This window comes from Piscinibacter gummiphilus (genome assembly GCF_032681285.1).
In the GTDB taxonomy this organism is placed as follows: Bacteria; Pseudomonadota; Gammaproteobacteria; order Burkholderiales; family Burkholderiaceae_C; genus Rhizobacter; species Rhizobacter gummiphilus_A.
Genome location: NZ_CP136336.1, coordinates 95864 through 115889 on the forward strand (window position 1 = coordinate 95864; position 20026 = coordinate 115889).

The 20026-nt window shown below is 67.8% G+C and carries 17 protein-coding genes; 11 read left to right on the forward strand and 6 right to left on the reverse strand.

The features are described from left to right. Nucleotides 1-3 precede the first annotated feature (3 nt). A complete protein-coding gene (alaC, locus tag RXV79_RS00430) occupies nucleotides 4-1212 on the forward strand; it encodes an alanine transaminase (protein ID WP_316701305.1) in 1209 nt (402 codons plus the stop codon). 16 nt (nucleotides 1213-1228) lie between these two features. Here the strand turns inward: alaC and RXV79_RS00435 are convergent, their stop codons facing one another. After that, nucleotides 1229-1585 carry a phage holin family protein gene (locus RXV79_RS00435; RefSeq protein ID WP_316701306.1) on the reverse strand — a complete coding sequence of 119 codons (357 nt, stop codon included), beginning with the start codon at nucleotides 1583-1585 and terminating at the stop codon, nucleotides 1229-1231. A 113-nt stretch (nucleotides 1586-1698) separates the two neighbouring features. Here RXV79_RS00435 and RXV79_RS00440 point away from each other — a divergent pair, with 113 nt between their 5' ends. From RXV79_RS00440 to RXV79_RS00480, 9 genes are all read left to right on the forward strand, one after another. Further along, nucleotides 1699-2424 (forward strand): energy transducer TonB, encoded by a 726-nt coding sequence (locus RXV79_RS00440; RefSeq protein WP_316701307.1) that lies wholly within the window; start codon nucleotides 1699-1701, stop codon nucleotides 2422-2424. Nucleotides 2425-2444: 20 nt separating this feature from the next. After that, complete coding sequence (locus RXV79_RS00445) at nucleotides 2445-3182, forward strand: MotA/TolQ/ExbB proton channel family protein (protein ID WP_316701309.1); 738 nt, start codon at nucleotides 2445-2447, stop codon at nucleotides 3180-3182. 13 nt (nucleotides 3183-3195) lie between these two features. After that, entirely contained in the window at nucleotides 3196-3615 is a 420-nt protein-coding gene (locus RXV79_RS00450; RefSeq protein ID WP_316701311.1) for an ExbD/TolR family protein, read from the forward strand. Next, a complete protein-coding gene (gene hemP, locus RXV79_RS00455; protein WP_316701312.1) occupies nucleotides 3612-3806 on the forward strand; it encodes a hemin uptake protein HemP in 195 nt (64 codons plus the stop codon). The genes RXV79_RS00450 and hemP overlap by 4 nt, the downstream gene beginning before the upstream one ends. 73 nt (nucleotides 3807-3879) lie before the next feature. Continuing rightward, entirely contained in the window at nucleotides 3880-6231 is a 2352-nt protein-coding gene (locus tag RXV79_RS00460) for a TonB-dependent receptor (RefSeq protein ID WP_316701314.1), read from the forward strand. A gap of 56 nt (nucleotides 6232-6287) precedes the next feature. Continuing rightward, a complete protein-coding gene (locus RXV79_RS00465; RefSeq protein WP_316701315.1) occupies nucleotides 6288-6980 on the forward strand; it encodes a Fe2+-dependent dioxygenase in 693 nt (230 codons plus the stop codon). Nucleotides 6981-7012: 32 nt separating this feature from the next. Then, nucleotides 7013-7294 carry a PepSY domain-containing protein gene (locus RXV79_RS00470; protein WP_316701316.1) on the forward strand — a complete coding sequence of 94 codons (282 nt, stop codon included), beginning with the start codon at nucleotides 7013-7015 and terminating at the stop codon, nucleotides 7292-7294. 29 nt (nucleotides 7295-7323) lie between these two features. Continuing rightward, complete coding sequence (locus tag RXV79_RS00475; RefSeq protein ID WP_316701317.1) at nucleotides 7324-7851, forward strand: cytochrome b/b6 domain-containing protein; 528 nt, start codon at nucleotides 7324-7326, stop codon at nucleotides 7849-7851. A gap of 251 nt (nucleotides 7852-8102) precedes the next feature. After that, entirely contained in the window at nucleotides 8103-8534 is a 432-nt protein-coding gene (locus RXV79_RS00480) for an SWIB/MDM2 domain-containing protein (RefSeq protein WP_257827388.1), read from the forward strand. A 176-nt stretch (nucleotides 8535-8710) separates the two neighbouring features. Here RXV79_RS00480 and RXV79_RS00485 read toward each other — a convergent pair whose 3' ends face one another. The 5 genes from RXV79_RS00485 to RXV79_RS00505 form a co-directional block, all read right to left on the reverse strand. Continuing rightward, nucleotides 8711-11527, reverse strand: coding sequence for a hybrid sensor histidine kinase/response regulator (locus tag RXV79_RS00485; protein WP_316701319.1), 2817 nt, complete (start codon nucleotides 11525-11527; stop codon nucleotides 8711-8713). Nucleotides 11528-11710: 183 nt separating this feature from the next. Continuing rightward, complete coding sequence (gene uvrA / locus RXV79_RS00490) at nucleotides 11711-14608, reverse strand: excinuclease ABC subunit UvrA (RefSeq protein ID WP_413816656.1); 2898 nt, start codon at nucleotides 14606-14608, stop codon at nucleotides 11711-11713. A gap of 174 nt (nucleotides 14609-14782) precedes the next feature. Then, nucleotides 14783-16387, reverse strand: coding sequence for a YfaP family protein (locus RXV79_RS00495; protein WP_316701320.1), 1605 nt, complete (start codon nucleotides 16385-16387; stop codon nucleotides 14783-14785). A 310-nt stretch (nucleotides 16388-16697) separates the two neighbouring features. Beyond that, nucleotides 16698-17744 carry a hypothetical protein gene (locus tag RXV79_RS00500; protein ID WP_316701321.1) on the reverse strand — a complete coding sequence of 349 codons (1047 nt, stop codon included), beginning with the start codon at nucleotides 17742-17744 and terminating at the stop codon, nucleotides 16698-16700. After that, a complete protein-coding gene (locus RXV79_RS00505) occupies nucleotides 17741-18373 on the reverse strand; it encodes a sigma-70 family RNA polymerase sigma factor (RefSeq protein ID WP_316701322.1) in 633 nt (210 codons plus the stop codon). The genes RXV79_RS00500 and RXV79_RS00505 overlap by 4 nt, the downstream gene beginning before the upstream one ends. A 141-nt stretch (nucleotides 18374-18514) precedes the next feature. Here RXV79_RS00505 and RXV79_RS00510 point away from each other — a divergent pair, with 141 nt between their 5' ends. Continuing rightward, on the forward strand, nucleotides 18515-20023 hold the full coding sequence (locus tag RXV79_RS00510; RefSeq protein ID WP_316701323.1) for a vWA domain-containing protein: 1509 nt from the start codon (nucleotides 18515-18517) through the stop codon (nucleotides 20021-20023). Nucleotides 20024-20026: the final 3 nt, after the last annotated feature.

Consider the following 20026-nt stretch of genomic DNA (forward strand, 5'->3'; position numbering starts at 1 on the left):
CCAATGTCTGCTTCAGGCAAGCGCCGCTTTGCGCGCATCGATCGCCTTCCCCCCTACGTCTTCAACATCACGGCCGAGCTGAAGCTCGCCGCGCGCCGCCGAGGCGAAGACATCATCGACATGAGCATGGGCAACCCCGACGGGGCCACGCCGCAGCACATCGTCAGCAAGCTCGCCGAGGTCGCGCAGCGGCCCGACACCCACGGCTACTCGGCCAGCAAGGGCATCCCGCGCCTGCGCCGTGCGATCTCGCACTGGTACCGCGACCGCTATGGCGTGGAGATCGATGCCGACCACGAGGCCATCGTCACCATCGGCTCGAAGGAAGGCCTCGCGCACCTGATGCTCGCCACGCTCGACCGCGGCGACACCGTGCTCGTGCCCGACCCGAGCTACCCCATCCACATCTACGGCGCGGTGATCGCCGGGGCCGACATCCGCTCGGTGCCGCTGGTGCCGGGCGTCGACTTCTTTGCCGAGCTGGAGCGTGCCATCCGCGGCAGCTACCCCAAGCCCAAGATGATGGTGCTGGGTTTTCCGTCGAACCCGACGGCGCAGTGCGTGGAGCTGGACTTCTTCGAGCGCGTGATCGCGCTCGCGAAGAAGCACGACATCTTCGTCGTGCACGACCTCGCGTATGCCGACATCGTGTTCGACGGCTGGAAGGCACCCTCGATCATGCAGGTGCCGGGCGCGAAAGACATCGCGGTCGAGTTCTTCACGCTCAGCAAGAGCTACAACATGGCCGGCTGGCGCGTGGGCTTCATGGTGGGCAACCGCGAGCTGGTGGCGGCGCTCGCGCGCATCAAGAGTTATCACGACTACGGCACCTTCACGCCGCTGCAGGTTGCGGCCATTGCGGCACTGGAAGGTGACCAGCAGTGCGTGAAGGACATCGCCCTGCAGTACCAGAAGCGCCGCGACGTGCTGGTCAAGGGCCTGCGCGAGGCCGGTTGGGACGTCGAATGCCCCAAGGCCTCGATGTACATCTGGGCTCAGATTCCCGAGCGCTACCGCGCGATGGGCTCGCTCGAATTCGCCAAGCTGCTGCTGGAAAAGGCCAAGGTCAGCGTGTCACCCGGCATCGGCTTCGGCGACCACGGCGACGATCATGTGCGCTTCGCGCTGATCGAAAACGAGTCGCGCATCCGGCAGGCCGTCCGAGGCATCAAGAGCATGCTGAAAGAGCCGGCCACGACACAGCCAGCGTAGCGACTGAGGGCCGTGATCAGCGGCTCTGGAACAACCGTTCCAGAGCCGTGTCGATGACGACACCGCACAGGCTGTAGATCAGCGAGCCGATCAGCGCCGCGCCGAAGCCCGTGACCGCCATGCCGGAGAGCAGCTCGGCGGCGAAATAGAACATGAGCGCGTTGATCACGAAGAGGAAGAGCCCGAGCGTGATCACGGTGACCGGCAGCGTCAGCAGCACCAGCAGCGGGCGCAGCAGCGCATTCAGCAGTCCCAGCACCAGCGCCGCGATCATGGCGGACTGGAAGCTCTTGACGGTGACGCCGGGGTAGACATGGGCCACCAGCAGCAGGGCGGCGGCGAGCAACAGCCAGCGGACGAGCATCTTGATCATGGGCGCAAAGCATAGCCGCGAGTCCCATCCGAATCTCAAATACGAATCGTTCTCATTAGTGATACACTAGCGCAACCCGCTGCCCCGCCAGCCGCTTCTCGTCGTTGCGCTCCATGCCCCCCATCGCTGCTCAAGACGCATTGCCCGACCCGCTCGCCGCGATGGCAGCGCTGCGCATGCCGCTGCAGCGCCGAGAGGGTCTGAGCAAGGCGCAGCACCGCGCGGTGGTGGCCGCCATCGCGGCGGTGCACGTGGCCGGCATCTGGGGCGTCCTGCAAGTGCCCGTGGTGCGCGCCACGGTCCTCGAGGCGGCGCCGATCTTCGTGAACCTGCTGGCGCCACCGGCACCACCGTCGCCGCCGCCTCCCCCACCGCCTGAAGTGAAGCCTGTGGTGAAAGCGCCTGAGCCGCGGGTCATCGCCGCGGCACCCTCGCCGGCGCCCGCCCCATTCGAAGCGCCGCCCGCCCCCGAGGTGCCGCCGCCGCCCGCGCCGGTGGTCACGCAGGCACCGCCCGCACCGCCTGCGCCTCCGGCACCGCCTGCGCCGCCACCTCCGCCGCCGCAGATTCCCGCCTCTGAGCTTCGCTATCTGGTCCCGCCGAAGCTCGTGTACCCGTCCCTATCACGGCGCAACAAGGAATACGGCGAGGTGCTGCTGCGCATCGAGACGGATGCGCAAGGTCGACTCGTCCAGGTGACGGTGGCGAAGTCCTCCGGCTTTCCGCTGCTCGACGAAGCGGCCGTCGTCGCGATGCGCGCAGCCAAGTTCAAGCCCCATGCCATCAACGGCGTGCCCGTGGGCATACGGGCCGAAACCACGCTTGCCTTTGACCTCTGAATCCTTCTGATCCACCCACCATGAATGCAGACACCTCCTTGGGCTTCGCCCACTTCATTGCCCAGAGCGACGCGGTCGGCAAGACCTTGCTCGCGATCCTGGTGCTGATGTCCGTGGTCTCCTGGGCCATCATCGCGATCAAGGGCCTGACGCTGCTCGCCCGCAAGAAGCGCAGCGAGGCGTTCCTGTCGTTCTTCTGGAACGCGAGCTCGCTCGACGCGGTGGCCTCCGAGATCGTGACGCACGGCGCCAACGATCCGTTCTCGCACCTCACCAGCCACGCGATGAGCGCCCGCGCGCACCATGCGAAGTACGGCGCCGCGAAGCTGGAAGAAGCCGGCACCGCCGGTGACTTCGTCACCCGCACCATCAAGAAGGTGCTCGACGAAGAAACCACGCGCCTCGAAAACGGCCTCGCGATGCTCGCGACCGTCGGCGCCACGGCTCCCTTCGTCGGCCTCTTCGGCACCGTGTGGGGCGTGTACCACGCGCTGGTCGCCATCGGCATGAGCGGCGCCGGCACGCTCGACAAGGTGGCCGGCCCCGTGGGCGAAGCGCTCATCATGACGGGCCTCGGCCTCGCGGTCGCGATCCCCGCGGTGATGGGCTACAACTGGCTCACCCGCGCCAACCGCGTGATCCTCTCCAAGCTCGACGCCTTCGCCTACGAGCTGCACACGTTCGTGTCGATGGGCCAGCCCTTGTCGGGCGAGGTCGTGCCGCTGCGCAACGGCACGCCGGCCCGCGCCGCCGCCTGACGAGGAGCGCGACATGGCTTTCGCAAGCTTCGACAACCGCAGCGCCGGCGCGCCCATGGCCGAGATCAACATGGTGCCGCTGATCGACGTGATGCTGGTGCTGCTGGTGATCTTCATCGTGACCGCGCCGCTGCTCACGCAGGCCGTGAAGCTCGAGCTGCCCAAGGCCAGCTCGCAGCCCAACGTCACGCAGGCCGACAAGATCGAGTTCGGCATCGACGCCAACGGCGGGCTCTTCTGGAACGGCGAGCCGGTGGAGCGTGCCGAGGCCGCGCGCCGTTTCGCCGTCGAGAGCCAGCGGCAGCCGCAGCCCGAAGTGCATCTCAAAGCCGACCAGGCCGTGGCCTACCGCGTGGTCGCGCAGACCCTGGCCGATGCATCCAAGGCCGGCCTCACCAAGGTCGGTTTCATCAGCGAGCCCGAACAACCGTGAACGACGCCCCGCCGCCGATCGACCGGCCTGTGCTGCACGAGGCACAGCCTGCCGAGCGTGCGCAACAGGCCGAGCCGCGCATCTCCAGTCGTCAGCTGCTGGGCGATTCGAAGGAGGTGCTGATCGAGCACCGTGGCGCCATCTACCGCTTGCGCGAGACCTCGCTCGGCAAGCTCATCCTCACCAAGTAACGACATACCAACACGCCAGCACAGCCAGCCCGTCGCCGCCAGCCAGTGCCTCACCGACAACCTGGAGATCCCTGTGCCCGCCAAGACGCTTCCGCTCAGCCCCGCTGCTGCGGCCCCCTCTCGCCCCGCCCTGCTGCCGCTCGGCGCCCTCGCCGCCGGTTTCGGCCTGGCCCTGTCGCCCGCGATGGCGCAGCAGACGGCGCCTGCCGCTGCGAGTGCCGCTTCGGCCGCGTCCGCCAGCGAACCTGTCGTGACGCTGCCCACCATCCGCGTCAAGGCCGAGGCCGCCGAGCCCTCGGGCAAGCAGGACTACCAGGCCACCACCACCCGCATCGGCAAGGGCAAGCAGGAGCTGCGGGATGTGCCGCAGTCGGTGACCGTCGTGACCGAGAAGCTGCTCGACGACCGAAACATCGACACGATGAAGGAGGCACTGCATCAGACGGCCGGCATCTCCTTCCAGGCGGCCGAAGGCGGTGAAGAAGACATCCGGCTGCGCGGCTTCTCGCTGCAGTCGACCGGCGACATCTTCATCGACGGCATGCGCGACCCGGCCTTCTACGAGCGCGACTCCTTCAACTGGGACCGCCTGGAGCTGCTGCGCGGCTCCGCCTCGATGCTGTTCGGTCGCGGCTCCACCGGCGGTGCGGTCAACCAGGTGACCAAGCAGCCGCAGCTGTCGAACGACTACGAGGTCAGCACCACCCTCGGCACCGGCAACTACATGCGTTCCACGCTGGACTTCAACCAGCGTACCGGCGAGACGACCGCCGTGCGCATCAACACGATGCTCACGCAGGCCGACAACTACGGCAATCGGATCGACAACAAGGGCATTGCACCGACCATCAAGTACGGCATTGGCACCGACGACGAGCTTTCGGTTGGCCTGTACCACCTGGAGAACGACACCGGCATCCAGTACGGTTTGCCCTGGCTGACGCCGGGCGCTGGTGGCGGCAACTACCTCTGGCCGACCGACGCACGCAACTACTACGGCTTGGCGAGCGACTACCTGCGGGGGGGTACGACGCAGGGCAATGTGGTGCACACCCACAAGTTCAGCGACAACAGCGAGTTGCGCACCGCGTTCCGTCAGGCCCGCTACACGCGGGACCAGCGCGCCAGCGCAATTCGTTTCCGCTGTGTGCGCAATGGCGCCGGTGTGCTTCCGGCAGGATGCGTGGACGCGGTGAACTCGGACAACTTCGGCGATTCCACCGAACTCACCCGCTCCGGCGGCACTGGCGTCCAGGCCAAGATCATGAATATGGACACGCAGTACCTGCAAAGCGACTACAGCGGCAAGTTCAAGTGGGGAGGGCTCGACCACAGCGTCCAGGCGGGCGGCGACTATTCGCACGAGCAGTTCGAGAACTTCGGCGTCTCCGGTACGCTGGTGAAGCCGCCCACGACCGTAGGCTCTCCCAACGACGGCGCGAGCATCGATGAAGGGGCGCGGACGGTGTCGCTCACCCGCACCTTCGACATGAAGGCGCTTGGCGTCTATGTGCAGGACCTGGTGCAGGTGGCGCCGAAATGGAAAGTGCTGGCCGGCCTTCGGCTGGACAAGCTCGACGGCCGCTACCACGCAATCGCGGCACAAGGCCAGCCGACGACCGGCACGCCGCCGGTGGCCAACCCCTGCTACGTCCCGGCCAACACGCGCAGCCAGCGCGACGACTCGCTGTGGAGCAAGCGCTTCGGGGTGCTGTACCAGCCCACTGCGACGCAGTCGTACCACTTCTCGTACGGCACATCGTTCAACACCTCGGGCGACACCTACCAGTACGACCCGGGCACAGTCAACACACCCCCGGAGTCGAGCCGCAACATCGAACTGGGAGCCAAACTCGACAACGCGCGAGGCGACCTGAGCACGCGTTTCGCCATCTTCCACACCACCAAGTACAACGAGCGCAACCGTGACTCGGAAACCGTCAACGCCTGCAACTACGTGCTGTCAGGCGAGCGTCATGCTGCGGGTATCGAGATGGACATCATCGGGCGCATCACGCCGGAATGGGAGGTCTTCGGTTCCTATGCGTTCATTCCAAACGCCGAGGTCGACAGTTCGTCCGGGGCTGCCGGCACTGAGGCGCAGGGCTCGCGGCCCGGTCTGACGCCGCGCCACAGCGGCACTATCTGGACCACCTACAAGGTGCTGCCCAAGTGGCGCATTGGCGGTGGGCTGAATGCGCGCAGTGCCGACAGGCCGGTCGGCTTGGCGGCAGGTTCGGCCATCGTCGCACCGCGCTACATCACCGGCGACCTGATGACGGAGTTCCAGGCCAGCGACGTGGCGACTTTCAAGCTCAACGTCACCAACGTGACCGACGAGCACTACGCCGACATGCTCTACCGCGGCCACTACATCCCGGGCAAGGGCCGCACGGTCCAGCTCAACATGACCCTGAAGTTCTGAGCCACGGGCCGGTCCTTCGGGGCCGGCTTTCATCTTTCTCCAGCACAGCCATCGCCATGCTCCAGCACATCCAACAGCTCCTGACCCCCGACGAAGTCCGCGCCGCCCGCGAGATCCTCGCGCGCGCACCCTGGGGCGACGGCAGAGTGACGGCCGGTGTGCAATCGGCCCTGGCCAAGAACAACGAGCAGTTGCCGCAGGACTGCGCCGAAGCGCGCGAGCTGCAGCAGATCGTGCTGCGCGGCCTCAACCGCCACGCCGTCTTCTTCTCGGCGGCGCTGCCGAAGAAGGTCTTCCCGCCGCTCTTCAACCGCTACGGCGGTGCGGCCAACGCCTTCGGCAACCACGTCGACAACGCCATCCGCTACGTGCCCGGCTCGCCTTCGGGCGAACGGGTGCGCACCGACATCAGCTGCACCCTCTTCTTCGCCGACCCCGATGAGTACGACGGCGGCGAGCTGGTGATCGAAGACACCTACGGCCGCCAGAGCGTCAAGCTGCCGGCCGGCGACATGGTGCTCTACCCCGGCACCAGCGTACACCGCGTCGAGCCCGTCACGCGCGGCCACCGCATCGCGAGCTTCTTCTGGATCGAGAGCATGGTGCGCAGCGACGAGCAGCGCCGACTGCTGTTCGACATGGACCAGCACCTGATGAGCCTGCGCACCCGCCACGGCGAGACCGACCCGGCGGTGATTGGCCTGACCGGCACGTACCACAACCTCCTGCGCACCTGGGCCGACACCTGAGCGCGCATCTTCCACTTCGAAAGGGACTCACCATGAAACACCTCTTCCTCGTCGCCACCCTGACCCTGCTCGCCACTGGCACCGCCCAGGCCCACGGCGACATCAAGTGCACCACCCCCAAGGCCGACTGGCGCGGCCAGATGGAGCTGCAGAGCAAGCTCACGGCCGAAGGCTGGAAGGTGCGCAAGGTGAAGGTCGAGAACGGCTGCTACGAGGTCTACGGCTTCGACCCGAAGGGCCAGAAGGCCGAGGCCTTCTTCGACCCCAAGAGCTTCGAGCCGGTGCTGCCCGCGGGCCAGGCCGCGCCCAAGTGACCGCCTGACGTCGATCGGCACACCGCTCGATGAAGGTCTGGGACCTACCCGTCCGCGCCCTCCACCTCGCGCTCATCGGCGCCGTGGCGGGGGCGTGGCTCACCACCGAGAAGTGGACGCACTGGCACGACGCCATCGGCTACACGGCGCTCGCCGTCGTGCTGATGCGCCTGGTGTGGGGCGTGGCGGGAAGCGCCCATGCGCGCTTCGGGCAGTTCGTTCGCGGCCCGCGCGAGACCTTCGGCTACCTCGGTGCGCTGCTGCGCGGGCAGGCCTCGCGCCACCTCGGCCACAACCCCCTCGGCGGCTGGATGGTGCTGCTGCTGCTCGGCTGCGTACTCGCGGTCGGCGGCACCGGCTGGCTCTGCACCACCGACCGCTACTGGGGCGACGAGACGATGTTTGCGCTGCACGCGGGGCTTGCATGGACGCTGGTCGCGCTCGTCGCACTGCACCTCGGCGGCGTGTTCGCGATGAGCCTTCGGCACCGCGAGAACCTCGTCGCCGCGATGCTCCACGGGCGAAAACGCGAGCCGCACGAGGGCGATGTGAGCTGAGCGCGAGAGCGCTCATCGTGTCTCTCTGCAGCACGAGAGAGGCGCACGAGAGGCACACAAGTGACGCGCAGCGACGACAAAAGCACGCTGCGAAGCGCATTCGCGCGCGTTTTACCTATGAAAACTGCTTCTCAATGCAGCACTCTCGCAGTAGTATTCGCTCCGCACGTGATCCATGGAGAACCGAGTAGCTCATGCGGCACTCACCCAACACGGGCACATCAACAACTTATTTGATGGAGAAATTCGAAATGGCAACTGCGAAGAAGGCTGCGAAACCCGCGGCAAAGAAGGCCGCTCCGGCCAAGAAGGCGGCAGCGAAGAAGGCCGCCCCGGCGAAGAAGGCGGCTCCGGCGAAGAAGGCCGCTCCGGCCAAGAAGGCCGCTGCCAAGAAGGCGGCTCCGGCCAAGAAGGCGAAGGCCCCGGCGAAGAAGCGCACCCCCAACGCCGCCTTCATGAAGGCGATGACCCCGAGCGCTGCACTGGCCGCCATCATTGGCGACAAGCCGGTTCCGCGCACCGAGGTCACGAAGAAGGTGTGGGACTACATCAAGGCGAACAAGCTGCAAGACGCAGCCAAGCGCACGATGATCAACGCCGACGCCAAGCTGAAGGAAATCTTCAAGAAGGGCCAAGTGTCGATGTTCGAGATGACCAAGCTGATCAACGGTCACCTCAAGTAAATCGAAGGCCTCGGCCGACGACAGAAGCCGGTGCAGTGCACCGGCTTTTTTATTGGTTGTTGGGCCCCCAGTCGCACCCGCTCCTGCCCCTCAGGGGCGCCACCCAGAGGCCCGGCAAAGCCGGTTCCTCGGGTGTTGCTTGATCCGTCGCTCGCTGCGCTTGCTCTGGCGAAGTCTCACTTCTCCAGCGCTTGTCCTAGGCCTTCCAGCATCGACGCCACGTTGATCGGCTTGGTCCAGTAGCCGTCGAAGCCGGCGGCGAGCGCGGCATCGATCTGGGCCTGCATCGCGTCGGCCGAGAGCGCGATGCACTGCAGGCCCGAGGTGCGCGGGTCGGCGCGCAAGGCGCGGATCAGTTCCAGCCCGTTCATGTCGGGCAGGTTCATGTCGATCAGCAGCAGGTCGTGGTGCTGCGCGCGGGCCGCGGCGAGGCCGCCCTGGCCGTCGGTCGCGATGTGCAGCGCCCATTGCGGGCGTGACTTGAAGACTTCCTGCATCAAGAGCACGTTGAGCGGCTCGTCTTCCACGTAGAGCACCTGGCGTTGCGCCGTGGTGGGCTCGGGCGGCAGCGGGTCGCGTGGGTCGGCGCGGTGGCGCGCCCCAGTGGGCGCGGTGCCCGCCGGCAGGCTGAGCGTGAACGTCGAGCCCTTGCCGGGGCGGCTCGTCACCTTCAGCTCGCCGCCCATCGAGGCCGCCAGCTGGCGCGCGATCACGAGGCCGAGTCCGGTGCCTTCCACGCGCTTCTGCTCGGCACCGAGGCGGTTGAAGGGCTGGAAGAGTCGCGCCTGTTGCGTCTCCGACAGGCCTTCGCCTTCGTCGGTGACGGCCACGAACATGTGCTCGTCACCACGCGAGAGGGTGACCTTCACCGTGCCGGCGGGGCGGTTGTACTTGATGGCGTTCGACAGCAGGTTGAGCAGCACCTGCTCCACCGCGCGCGCATCGGCCAGCGCCCAGTGCGCGCGGCGCGGCGGTGCGGCGAGGCGCACGCCGGCGCTGTCGGCCATCGGCTGGATCAGCGTGAAGCAGGTCTGCAGCGTCGCCGCCAGGTTGACGGGGGTGCTGGCGAGCGAGAAGTCTTCCTGCTCGATGCGCGCAAGGTTGAGCATGTCGTTGATGAGCTCGAGCAGGTGGCGGCCGGCGCGCAGCACGCTGTCGAGGCGGCGCGCCTGGTCGGGCTCCAGCGGGTGCACGCGGTCGATGGCCATCAGCTGGGCGAAACCGAGGATGCCGTTGAGCGGCGTGCGCAGCTCGTGGCTCACGCGCGAGAGGAACTCGCTCTTGGCGCGGCTGGCGCGCTCGGCGGCTTCCTTGTCGTGGCGCAGCTGCTCGTGCGCGGCCTGCTGCGTCACGTCGCGGCAGGTGCCCACCATGCCGACCGGGCGCTGTGCCTCGCCGAGCGTGCAGCGGGCGAAGATCTCGAGCGTGGCCTCGCTGCCGTCGGGCCGCTGCTGGCGGTAGCGCGCCTCCAGCATGCCGCCGGTCGCCAGCGCATGCTCCAGCCGCGCCTGCACGGCGTAGCGGTCGTTCGGGTGGATGGCGGCGAGCCAGTCGTTGAGCCGGTAATCGCCCTGCGGAAACTTGAGGCCGTGGTTGGCGCAGGCGCGGGCGTCGAAATTCATGCGGCCGCTGTCGAGGTCGAGTTCGGCGATGCCGATGCCGGCCGCCTCGGCGGCCAGGCTCCAGCGCTCTTCGCTGCTGCGCAGGGCGAGCTCGGTTTCCTTGCGGGCGGTCACGTCGGAACAGAAGCCGTGCCACAGCGTGCCGCCTTCGGCGTGGCGCTCGGGCACCGCACGCACTTCGATCCAGCGCACCGCGCCGCCGCGGATGATGCGGAACTCACGTTGCCAGGGCCGCAGCGCCCGCGACGCCGCCAGCAAGCTCGGCACGAAGTCGACCGCGTCGTCGGGGTGCAGCATGCGGCACACCACGTCGGCGTCACCACCATCGCCGTTGCGTGGCGGCTCGACACCGAAGAGGTCGCGGGTCGCGTCGCTGGCGTAGGTGTAGAACGGCGTGCCGTCGCGCTGCATCCACAGCTGGAAGATGACGCCGGGCACCTGCGACGACAACTTGCGCAGCAGCTCGCCCTGCGCGTGCGTGCGCCGCTCGGCGGCGATGTGCGCCGACACGTCGCGGGCGGTGCCGCGGTAGCCGGTGAACTCGCCGTCGGCATCGAACACCGGCACCGCGCTTCGCGACACCTGCAGCACGCCACGCGCGGTGGTCTTGTCGGTGATCACGCGGGTGATCGGCTGGCGGCGCTGCAGCAGCGCGTGCAGGCTGCGCCCACCGCCGAGCGGCTGGCCCAGGCCGTCGAGCAAGGGCGCGTCTTCGAGCAGCTGGCCGCGCACCGCGCCGGGCGAGAGGCCGGTCACCGCTTCGAAGGTCGACGAGACCCACGTGTAGCGCAGCGAGGCGTCGGTCTCCCACATCCAGTCGCCGGACGCGCGGGCGAAGTCGAGCAGGCGATGGCGTTCGTCGTCGGCGGGCGGCGTGACGTTGCGGTTGGCGATCAGCGTGCTCGCCACACGCGCGAGTTGCACCAGGCTCTGGCGCTGCGCTTCGTTCAGCGTGCGGGGGCGCGAGTCGACCACGCACAGCGCGCCCAGCACTTCGCCTCCGACCACCAGCGGCGCGCCCGCATAACCGCGGATGTGCGGCACGCCGGTCACGAAGGGGCTGTGTGCAAACCGGACATCGTGCGCCGCGTCGTGCACCTCGAAGAGCCCCTGGCTCACGAGCGTGTGGTTGCAGAAGGAGATGGCGCGCGGGATCTCTCGTACCGGCAGGTCGTCCCAACCGTGCACTGCCTTGAACCATTCGCGCTGTGCGTCGAGCAGGGTGATCGCGGCGATCGGCGTGCCGCAGAGTTCGGCAGCGCACTGCGCGAGCGCGTTGAAACTCTCTTCGGGGGCGGTGTCGAGGATGCCCGTCGCGTGAAGCCTGGCCAGCCGTTGGGATTCGTCAGCGGGCAGAGGCGCAGGCGGCATGGGGGTGTCGTCGTGGCGCGGTGCGCGACAGGGGGTGGGGCGGGGCTGCGGCAATGTAGTGCAAGCCTCGTGCGCTTGCCAAGGGTGGAACCCCCCGCATGCAAGCACGATGCCGCATTGCTGCGGTGCATCGTCTCGCTTCGCAAGCGCGTGAGAAAAGTCGCGTTCGCGCAGCGCGCTTGTCTAGCGCAACAGCGGCTTCAGGTACTGCCCCGTGTGGCTCGCCGGGTTGGCCGCGACCTCTTCCGGCGTGCCGGCGGCGACCACCGTTCCGCCGCCCGCACCGCCTTCAGGCCCCATGTCGATCAACCAGTCGGCTGTCTTGATCACGTCCAGGTTGTGCTCGATCACCACGATGGTGTTGCCCGCGTCGCGCAACTGGTGCAGCACCTTCAGCAGCAGGTCGATGTCGGCGAAGTGCAGGCCGGTGGTGGGCTCGTCGAGGATGTAGAGCGTGCGGCCGGTGTCGCGCTTGCTCAGCTCGAGCGCGAGTTTCACGCGCTGCGCCTCGCCGCCCGAAAGCGTGGTCGCGCTCTGGCCGAGGCGGATGTAGCCCAGGCCCACGTCGAGCAGCGTCTGCAGCTTGCGCGCGATGTTGGGCACCGCGTTGAAGTACGCGTGCGCGTCTTCCACCGTGAGGTTGAGCACCTCGGTGATGTTCTTGCCCTTGTAGAGCACCTCGAGCGTTTCGCGGTTGTAGCGCTTGCCGTGGCACACGTCGCAGGGCACGTACACGTCGGGCAGGAAGTGCATCTCCACCTTCAGCACGCCGTCGCCCTGGCAGGCCTCGCAGCGGCCGCCGGCCACGTTGAAGCTGAAGCGGCCCGGGCCGTAGCCACGCTCGCGGGCGGTGGGCACTTCGGCGAAGAGCTCGCGGATCGGCGTGAAGAGGCCGGTGTAGGTGGCGGGGTTGCTGCGCGGTGTTCGCCCGATCGGGCTCTGGTCGACGCTGATCACCTTGTCGAAGAGGTCCAGCCCTTCGATGGCGTCGTGCGGCTCCGGTTCGGCGTGGCTGCTGTAGAGGTTGCGGGCGACGGCTGCGTACAAGGTGTCGTTGACGAGCGTCGACTTGCCCGAGCCTGACACGCCGGTCACGCAGGTGAAGAGGCCGACCGGGATCTCGGCTGTCACGCCCTTCAGGTTGTTGCCGCGCGCGTTGACGATGCGAAGCGTCTGCGGCTCCTCCAGGTCTTGAAGGCGGCGGCGCTTCTTCGGCACCGGGATCTTGAGGACGCCAGCGAGGTAGCGGCCGGTGAGCGATTCCTTGCTCGCTGCCACGTCGGCCGGCGTGCCTTGCGCGATGACCTCGCCGCCGTGCACGCCGGCACCGGGGCCCATGTCGATCACATGGTCGGCGGCGCGGATCGCGTCTTCGTCGTGCTCGACCACCAGCACCGAGTTGCCGATGTCGCGCAGGTGGCGCAGCGTGCCGATCAGGCGGTCGTTGTCGCGCTGGTGCAGGCCGATGCTCGGCTCGTCGAGCACGTACATCACGCCGGTCAGCCCCGAGCCGATCTGCGAGGCGAGGCGGATGCGCTGCGCCTCGCCGCCCGAGAGCGTGTCCGCGCTGCGGTCGAGGCTCAGGTAGTTGAGGCCCACGTCGTTAAGGAACTTGAGGCGCGAGCGGATCTCGCGGATCACCTTGTCGGCGATCTCGGCCTTGGCGCCTTTGAGCTTCAGCTGCTCGAAGTAGGCGAGGCACTCGCGCAGCGTCTGGTGCTCGATGCGGTAGATGGGCTCACCTTGGGTCTCGCCGTCGCCTTGCAGGAAGACATGGCGCGCTTCCGTGCGCAGGCGGGTGCCGCCGCAGGTGGGGCAGGGCTTGGCGGCCTGGTAGCGGGCGAGGTCTTCGCGCACCGCGGCCGAGTCGGTCTCCTTGTAGCGGCGCTCCAGGTTGGGAATGATCCCTTCGAAGGGGTGCTTGCGCTTGACGCTGCGGGTCTTGCCCTTGGGGCCGTCGGCCTCGTAGGTGAAGCTGATCTCTTCCTCGCCCGAGCCGTAGAGCAGCACCTGGCGCGCCTGTTTCGAGAGGTCTTCAAAGGGCGTGTCGATGTCGAACTTGTAGTGCTTGGCCACGCTCTCGAGCAGCGAGAAGGTGTAGCCGTTGCGGCGGTCCCAGCCCTTCACCGCGCCGCTCGCAAGGCTGAGCGAGGGGAAGGCCACCACCCGCTCGGGGTCGAAGGCCGTCACCTGGCCCAGACCATCGCAGCTCGGGCAGGCGCCCACCGGCGAGTTGAACGAGAAGAGCCGCGGCTCCAGTTCGCTCAGCGAGTAGCTGCAGATGGGGCAGGCGAAGCGGTTGGAGAAGAGGTGCTCGCGGCCGGTGTCCATCTCCAGCGCGATGGCGCGGCCTTCGGCGTTGCGCAGCGCGGCTTCGAAACTTTCGGCCAGGCGCTGCTGCAGGCCTTCTTGCACCTTCACGCGGTCGATCACGATGTCGATGTCGTGCTTCTCGGCCTTCTTGAGCTTGGGCACGTCGGCGGCGTCGTAGGTCGTGCCGTCGATGCGGAAGCGCACGTAGCCCTGTGCCTGCATGTCGGTGAAGAGCTCGGCGAACTCGCCCTTGCGGTCGCGCACGACGGGGGCCAGCACCATGAGCTTGGTGCCTTCGGGCAGCGCGAGAGCCGCATCGACCATCTGGCTCACGCTCTGCGCCTGCAGCGGCAGATGGTGGTCGGGGCAGAACGGCGTGCCGGCGCGCGCGTAGAGCAGGCGCAGGTAGTCGTGGATCTCGGTAACGGTGCCCACCGTCGAACGCGGGTTGTGGCTGGTCGCCTTCTGCTCGATGCTGATCGCGGGCGACAGGCCCTCGATCACGTCGACATCGGGCTTGTCCATCAGTTGCAGGAACTGCCGCGCGTAGGCGGAGAGGCTCTCGACGTAGCGCCGCTGGCCTTCGGCATACAGCGTGTCGAACGCCAGGCTCGACTTGCCCGAGCCCGACAGGCCGGTGATCACCACCAGCTGGTTGCGCGGGATGTCGAGGTCGACGTTCTTGAGGTTGTGGGTGCGCGCGCCGCGGATACGCAGCATCGGGGCTTCGATGGAGGATTCGGCGGATACGGGTTTGCGGGTCGACATGGTGCGAGTACTAAGTCGACCATGATAGCCAGGGCACGTGGCGCAGCTGCTGACATCCGACATGCCGCGAGATCGCCGTGCCACCCCGCAGCCAGCTCACTCGGAATGCAAAAGGGGCGAGCCCTCGCGGATCTCGCCCCCGGCCCGCCGTCGCCGGCGGCAAATGGATCTTGCTCAGTTGCAGTACGTGACCGCCCCGCCGTTCTGATTCGGGTTTGCCGGCGCGGTGGCAGACCAGGTGTCCGCAGCAGTAACCGTGATGTCGCATTGAGCGCTTACCACGATATCCAAGGCATGCCAGTACGTGGACGTTCCTTCGCCTGGCCCGGGCGTAAACACGCGTGTGTTTCCGCCGTAGGTCACCTCGACACGGACTGGTGAGGCCGTCATGCCCGGGTTGAAGGTGCCGGAATAGTTGTGGAGGAAATAGCGGTAGGTGCCGCTTGCCACGCGACGGATCGTCACGATCTCGGGGCCGAAGGAGGTCACGTCGTCAATGTCGAGGTTCGCGTAAGGCGAGGTGGTCAACGACCCCTTCTGGGTGTAGTCGATGTGGGTGCCGTGCGGCGTCAGCAGGTGTGAATCGACATCTTCGGGCAACGCGCCCCACGTCAGCTTGATGCTGATCGCTGCGTCGGAAAAGATCAGGCACGGTGAGCCAATGTTCAGGTTGGCAGTCGTCGTGGTGGCCGCTCGGGCGTTCGACAGGCTAGTGCCCGAACGCGCACTGACGATGGCGGTGGCGTTGGTGCGCACCGGCACCGAAAAGTTGCCGTAGCCGTCGGTGAGTACGTTGCTCATGCCCGAGTACGTCACGCCCTCGGCTTCGACCCGGGCGCGTACTACGGCGGCGCCGGTTTCGTCACGCACGCAGCCAGCGACCTGCACCGTGCTGATCACCTGTGCGGCAGTCCAGTCGCCGGCACGCGCGACACTGCCCTCGTAGTACTGATTTGGTGCGGTGCCGCCGAGCGTGGCCGTGCCTTCCTGAACCCACAGTCCGGCGGCTTCATCGAACCAGTAAAGAGGCACGGAGTTTGGGAGGGTGCTCGCGCGGGTGGACACCGGAATTCTGACGGTTGCGGCCTGTCCGGTGGCGATGTTGTATGAGCCGCTTGCAGCATCGGTCAGTACGACCGACGCTGCACCAAAGCTTTCGAGCCACGCCTCGGCCCCGTTGTTCGTGGTGCGGTAATCCCCGGTTAGCGCACTCGGGTTCTGGGTGAGGTTGATCGGGGTAACGCGGACCAGCACCGCCTGCGTCGGCGCCGCGCCGGTCGACGTCACGATCGAACCGGCCGGGAAGACCAACTGCGCGGTCGATCCCGGGACGGTCGCGGTGCCGCCCGCGGCCGCATCAATGCTCGTGGTGTTGGCGATCATGAGCATCTGGGCAGTCACCGCAGTTGTGGTGCCGCCCGTGACCGAAGTAATCCGCACAGTCGACGCATGCCCGCCCGCGCTGATCGTGACCGGGACACGATCAGCCTCCGTGAGGCCGGTGATGGCGAACGTGCCGTCTGCGCCGGTGGTGACGGTGGTGCCGCCTGCCGTCACCGTCGCGCCGGCCACCGGAAGCCCAGTGTCAGCCGACAGCACGCGGCCCGTGATGCTGCCCGGCTGCGTGGCCTGTGGCGGCGCAGGGGTGTAGGGGCGGCTGTTGGTGCCGTCGCTGCTGCCGCCGCAGGCGACCAAGGTGGCGGCCAGGGTGAGCGCGGCAAGGATTGGGAGATGGAAGTGAGAGCGCGTGGCCCTGGCTGTAGAGCGAACCTTGTTCAAGAAGCCTCCGACGGCAATGCGTTTACACACCACGGCCCGCAGCCCGACGAGGTACCGCGAGACATGGGGACATGTGTCTTGCGCACGCGCATGCTGCACGGCCACTTCGAGATCGACACGTGCTTACCGGTGCGTGGGCTAATGTTCGCCGTAGCCCCGATTCACGTTGCCTCACTCCCTCCCAGTTCCAGCCGGAGGCTAGGGACCCGTATTCGCTCGGGTGTGCATTGACAGGCTGGAATGTAGCCAAAACCTTCACAAAAGACGTTCAGAGCTCGCTGAAGAACCGACGGACCGTGCGTTATTACCGTTAGGGCAAGTTGCCTTCCAAGGCAGTTAGATCCGTCGAGGCGAGTGTCGAGAACTGCCATATGCCCTGCCGACGCTGCCACAAAACGCCGCTGTGCGTGATTCTGAAACTGTGCTGCACGTCGCCGTCGAGCAGCAGCCGGATCTCGCGACCAGGGCGCTGGGCAGTCGCGTCGACGGGCTGCCAACGGGCCATGGTGGCGGCATCGAGTTGCGCCAGCCAAGCGTACAGCGCTTCGTTGAGCGGCCGAGCGTCGCTATTGTCACGTTGCCAGGTCCATCGTGTAGGTTCGGCCGCCATGGCCGCACGCACGCTGGCCACCCGGCTGTAGGCCTCGCCTTCGGCCTGCAGCCGTGATTCGTTGAGCTGCGCCTTGGCGGCGGCGCGGCGCCTCTGCGCTTCGGCCGGCGCCATGCTGCTGCGCTCGCGCTTCGGCTCCTCTTCCCGCGTGCGGGCCTTGGCCAGCTGCGCGTTGGAGCTGGTGTCGGCTGACAGGGCGGGCGGTGCGGCGGCCGGTGTGGGGACGGCCGCCGCCATCGGGTCAGGTGCAGGCAGGGAGGCCGGGCGGGCGGTGCCGGCTGCGGCCTCGCTGGCGTTGGGCTCGGCGCGCTTCTCGCGAGGCGCGTCGGCCTTCTTGCGTACGGGCTCAGGCTTGGGTACCGGGGCCGTAGCTTTTTCGGCCGGTTGGGTGCGCTCGATGAAAGGCGCTTCCGCAGCCGCAGGCTTCTCGTGCTTCGGCGCAGCGGCCGGCAGTGGCGAGCGTGGCGCCGCCTGATCCATGGGTTCGTCCCACCACATCAGACCAACCAGCGTGGCGGCCATCACGCCCGCAAATCCGGTGGCGACGGCAGGGCGGGCGAGCCAGGCCCACACGCTGCGGGCCCAGCCCGGGGCCGGGATGTCGGCGTGCTTCGGGTCGCGTGCCTTGGCGCGCGCTTCCTTGAGGATCAGCTCGCTGAGCTGCGGCGGCGCCTGCAGCTGCGCATCGGGCGCATGGCGCAGCGCTTCGCGCAGGTGCGGGTCGCGTGCTTCGTCTTGCCCGCTCATCGGACCTCCCCTTGCTGCAGTGGCGCGAGGTAGGCGCCCATGCAGACGCGCAGCTTGCTCATCGCATAGCGCAGGCGGGTCTTCGCGGTTTCGAAGCCGACTTCGAGGGCGCGCGCCACATCGGCCAGCGGCAGCTCGTCGTCGTGATGGAGAAGAAAGGCGCTGCGTTGCGCCAGCGGCAGCTCATCGAGGCAACGCAAGAGCCGCTCGCCGGCACGGCGCCAGAAGGCGAGCTCCTCGCTGTGCGGCGCCGGGCTCGTGGCCGCGGGCCACTGCGCCCAGGCGGCGTCGCCTTCGGGCTCCCACGGGGTGTCGTCGTCGGTCGTCGCCGAGACCTCGCGGCCACTGCGTCGCCAGATGTCGATCACGCGGTGGTGCGCCAGCGTGAAGAGCCAGGTGCGAAACGTGGCGCCCTGCGGCGCCCATTGCGTGCGGGCGTTGACGACCTTGAGCCAGGTGTCCTGGAACACCTCGTCGGCCTGGGCCGCGAGCGACGGGCCGAGCAGGCGGCGCACGAAGCGGTAGAGCCCCGCCTGATGGCGGGTGTACAGGCGCTCGAAGGCCGCGGCGTCGCCGCGGGCGTACGCGCTCATCAGCTCGTCGTCGGTGGGCTCTGGCGCGGTGCTCATCGGCGTGGGAGTCTGCCTCATCCTGTGTTGATACGGGTGTGGGGTGCGGATGGGGTGATGCGCGGACGAAAAAAATTTTTCACCCCATCGTGCGGGCTGGTGCGTGTCAGTCCAGGTGACCTTCACCTTCAGGAGACTTCCATGCCCTCGATCCCCGTTCCCCGCCGCGCGCTGTGGCCGGCCGCGCTGATGAGCCTCATGCTGATGGCCTGTGGGGCCACCTCGGCCGAACGTGAACCCTGGCCCCCGGTCTGGCAGGACACCCCGGCCTGGCAACCCGAGGATGCGCCGCCGGCCTTCAGCCCGCCCTCGGCCGCGCATTGCCGGCGCCTGCCCTCGATGCGCGAAGTGCCCGGTGGCGGCGTCGTGCAGCAGGGCCGCGGTGCGTGGCGGCATGAGCGTGAGCGCGACATGGCCTCTTCGCGCGTCGAGGGGGCCCCGGCCAAGCGCCGTGAAGCTGCCGGCGCCTCGATGTCCGAAGACAAAGCCGCCGCGCCCGCTGCCGAATCGCGCAGCGCAGATGCCGGGACATCGATGCCGATGTCTTCGCCGCCCTTCGCGCCGCCACCGTGGCCACAGCCCCAGCCCTCGGTGCAACGCCCTTCGAACCCGGTGGTGACGGCCGGCATGGTCGACGACAACGCCGACTTCGGCGAGTACCTCGCCTACCGCCAGCGCAATGCCGGCCTCCCGGTGCGCGATCGCGACGTCAGCGAGCGTTATCTGCTCGAAGTGACCGATGTGAATGGCCAGCCGGTGCACGATGCCGAAGTGGCGGTGCAACGCCCCGGTGTGGCGCAGCCGCTGATGTGGGCTCGCACCGACACCGCCGGCCGCGTGTGGGTTCACCCCCGCGCGTTCATGCCCTACAGCGGCGGTGACGAGCGCACGCTCGGCATCGCGGTGCGCAAGGGCACCCTGCAAAACCGCGCGCTGCTGATGCGCGGCCAGTCGAATGCGGTGCAGGTGCGTCTGGGTGCGGTCGCGTCACAGCCGGTGCGCCTCGACCTCGTCTTCCTCATCGATGCCACCGGCTCGATGGGCGACGAGATCGCCAAGCTCAAGGCCTCGATGCGCGCGATGGCGCAGCAGATCGCGCAGCTGCCCGGCCAGCCCGACGTCTGCTGGGGGCTGGTGAGCTACCGCGACCGGGGTGATGCCTACATCACGCGCACGCACGACTTCACCGACGACCTCGGTGCCTTTCAACAACAGCTCGCGGGCGTGCAGGCGCACGGGGGTGGCGACACGCCCGAGGCGCTCAACGAAGCGCTGCACGAAGTCGTGCACCGCCTGAGCTGGCGCCAGCAGGCGGCGCGCATGGTGGTGCTGGTGGCCGACGCGCCGCCGCACCTCGACTATGGCGGCCCGCAGTACGACCGCGACATGCAGGCCGCACTCGCCAAGGGCATCAAGCTCTTCGCCGTGGGGGCGAGCGGGCTCGATCCGGTCGGCGAATACATCTACCGCCAGATGGCGCAATACACCGCAGGCCGCTTCGTCTTTCTCACCTACCGCGACGCGCACAACCCGGGCAGCGGCCCAGGCACGCAGACGACGCACGACGTGAAGCAGTATTCGGTGCAGACGCTCGACCGCCTGGTCGTGCGCCTGGTGAGCGACGAACTCGCGCGCCTGAAGCGCAGTTGAAGC

Coding starts and splice junctions, on each gene's coding strand:
- alaC (WP_316701305.1), top strand. CDS start 4: ATGTCTGCTTCAGGCAAGCGCCGCTTTGCGCGCATCGATCGCCTTCCC.
- RXV79_RS00435 (WP_316701306.1), bottom strand. CDS start 1,585: ATGATCAAGATGCTCGTCCGCTGGCTGTTGCTCGCCGCCGCCCTGCTG.
- RXV79_RS00440 (WP_316701307.1), top strand. CDS start 1,699: ATGCCCCCCATCGCTGCTCAAGACGCATTGCCCGACCCGCTCGCCGCG.
- RXV79_RS00445 (WP_316701309.1), top strand. CDS start 2,445: ATGAATGCAGACACCTCCTTGGGCTTCGCCCACTTCATTGCCCAGAGC.
- RXV79_RS00450 (WP_316701311.1), top strand. CDS start 3,196: ATGGCTTTCGCAAGCTTCGACAACCGCAGCGCCGGCGCGCCCATGGCC.
- RXV79_RS00465 (WP_316701315.1), top strand. CDS start 6,288: ATGCTCCAGCACATCCAACAGCTCCTGACCCCCGACGAAGTCCGCGCC.
- RXV79_RS00470 (WP_316701316.1), top strand. CDS start 7,013: ATGAAACACCTCTTCCTCGTCGCCACCCTGACCCTGCTCGCCACTGGC.
- RXV79_RS00475 (WP_316701317.1), top strand. CDS start 7,324: ATGAAGGTCTGGGACCTACCCGTCCGCGCCCTCCACCTCGCGCTCATC.
- RXV79_RS00480 (WP_257827388.1), top strand. CDS start 8,103: ATGGCAACTGCGAAGAAGGCTGCGAAACCCGCGGCAAAGAAGGCCGCT.
- RXV79_RS00485 (WP_316701319.1), bottom strand. CDS start 11,527: ATGCCGCCTGCGCCTCTGCCCGCTGACGAATCCCAACGGCTGGCCAGG.
- uvrA (WP_413816656.1), bottom strand. CDS start 14,608: ATGTCGACCCGCAAACCCGTATCCGCCGAATCCTCCATCGAAGCCCCG.
- RXV79_RS00500 (WP_316701321.1), bottom strand. CDS start 17,744: ATGAGCGGGCAAGACGAAGCACGCGACCCGCACCTGCGCGAAGCGCTG.
- RXV79_RS00505 (WP_316701322.1), bottom strand. CDS start 18,373: ATGAGCACCGCGCCAGAGCCCACCGACGACGAGCTGATGAGCGCGTAC.
- RXV79_RS00510 (WP_316701323.1), top strand. CDS start 18,515: ATGCCCTCGATCCCCGTTCCCCGCCGCGCGCTGTGGCCGGCCGCGCTG.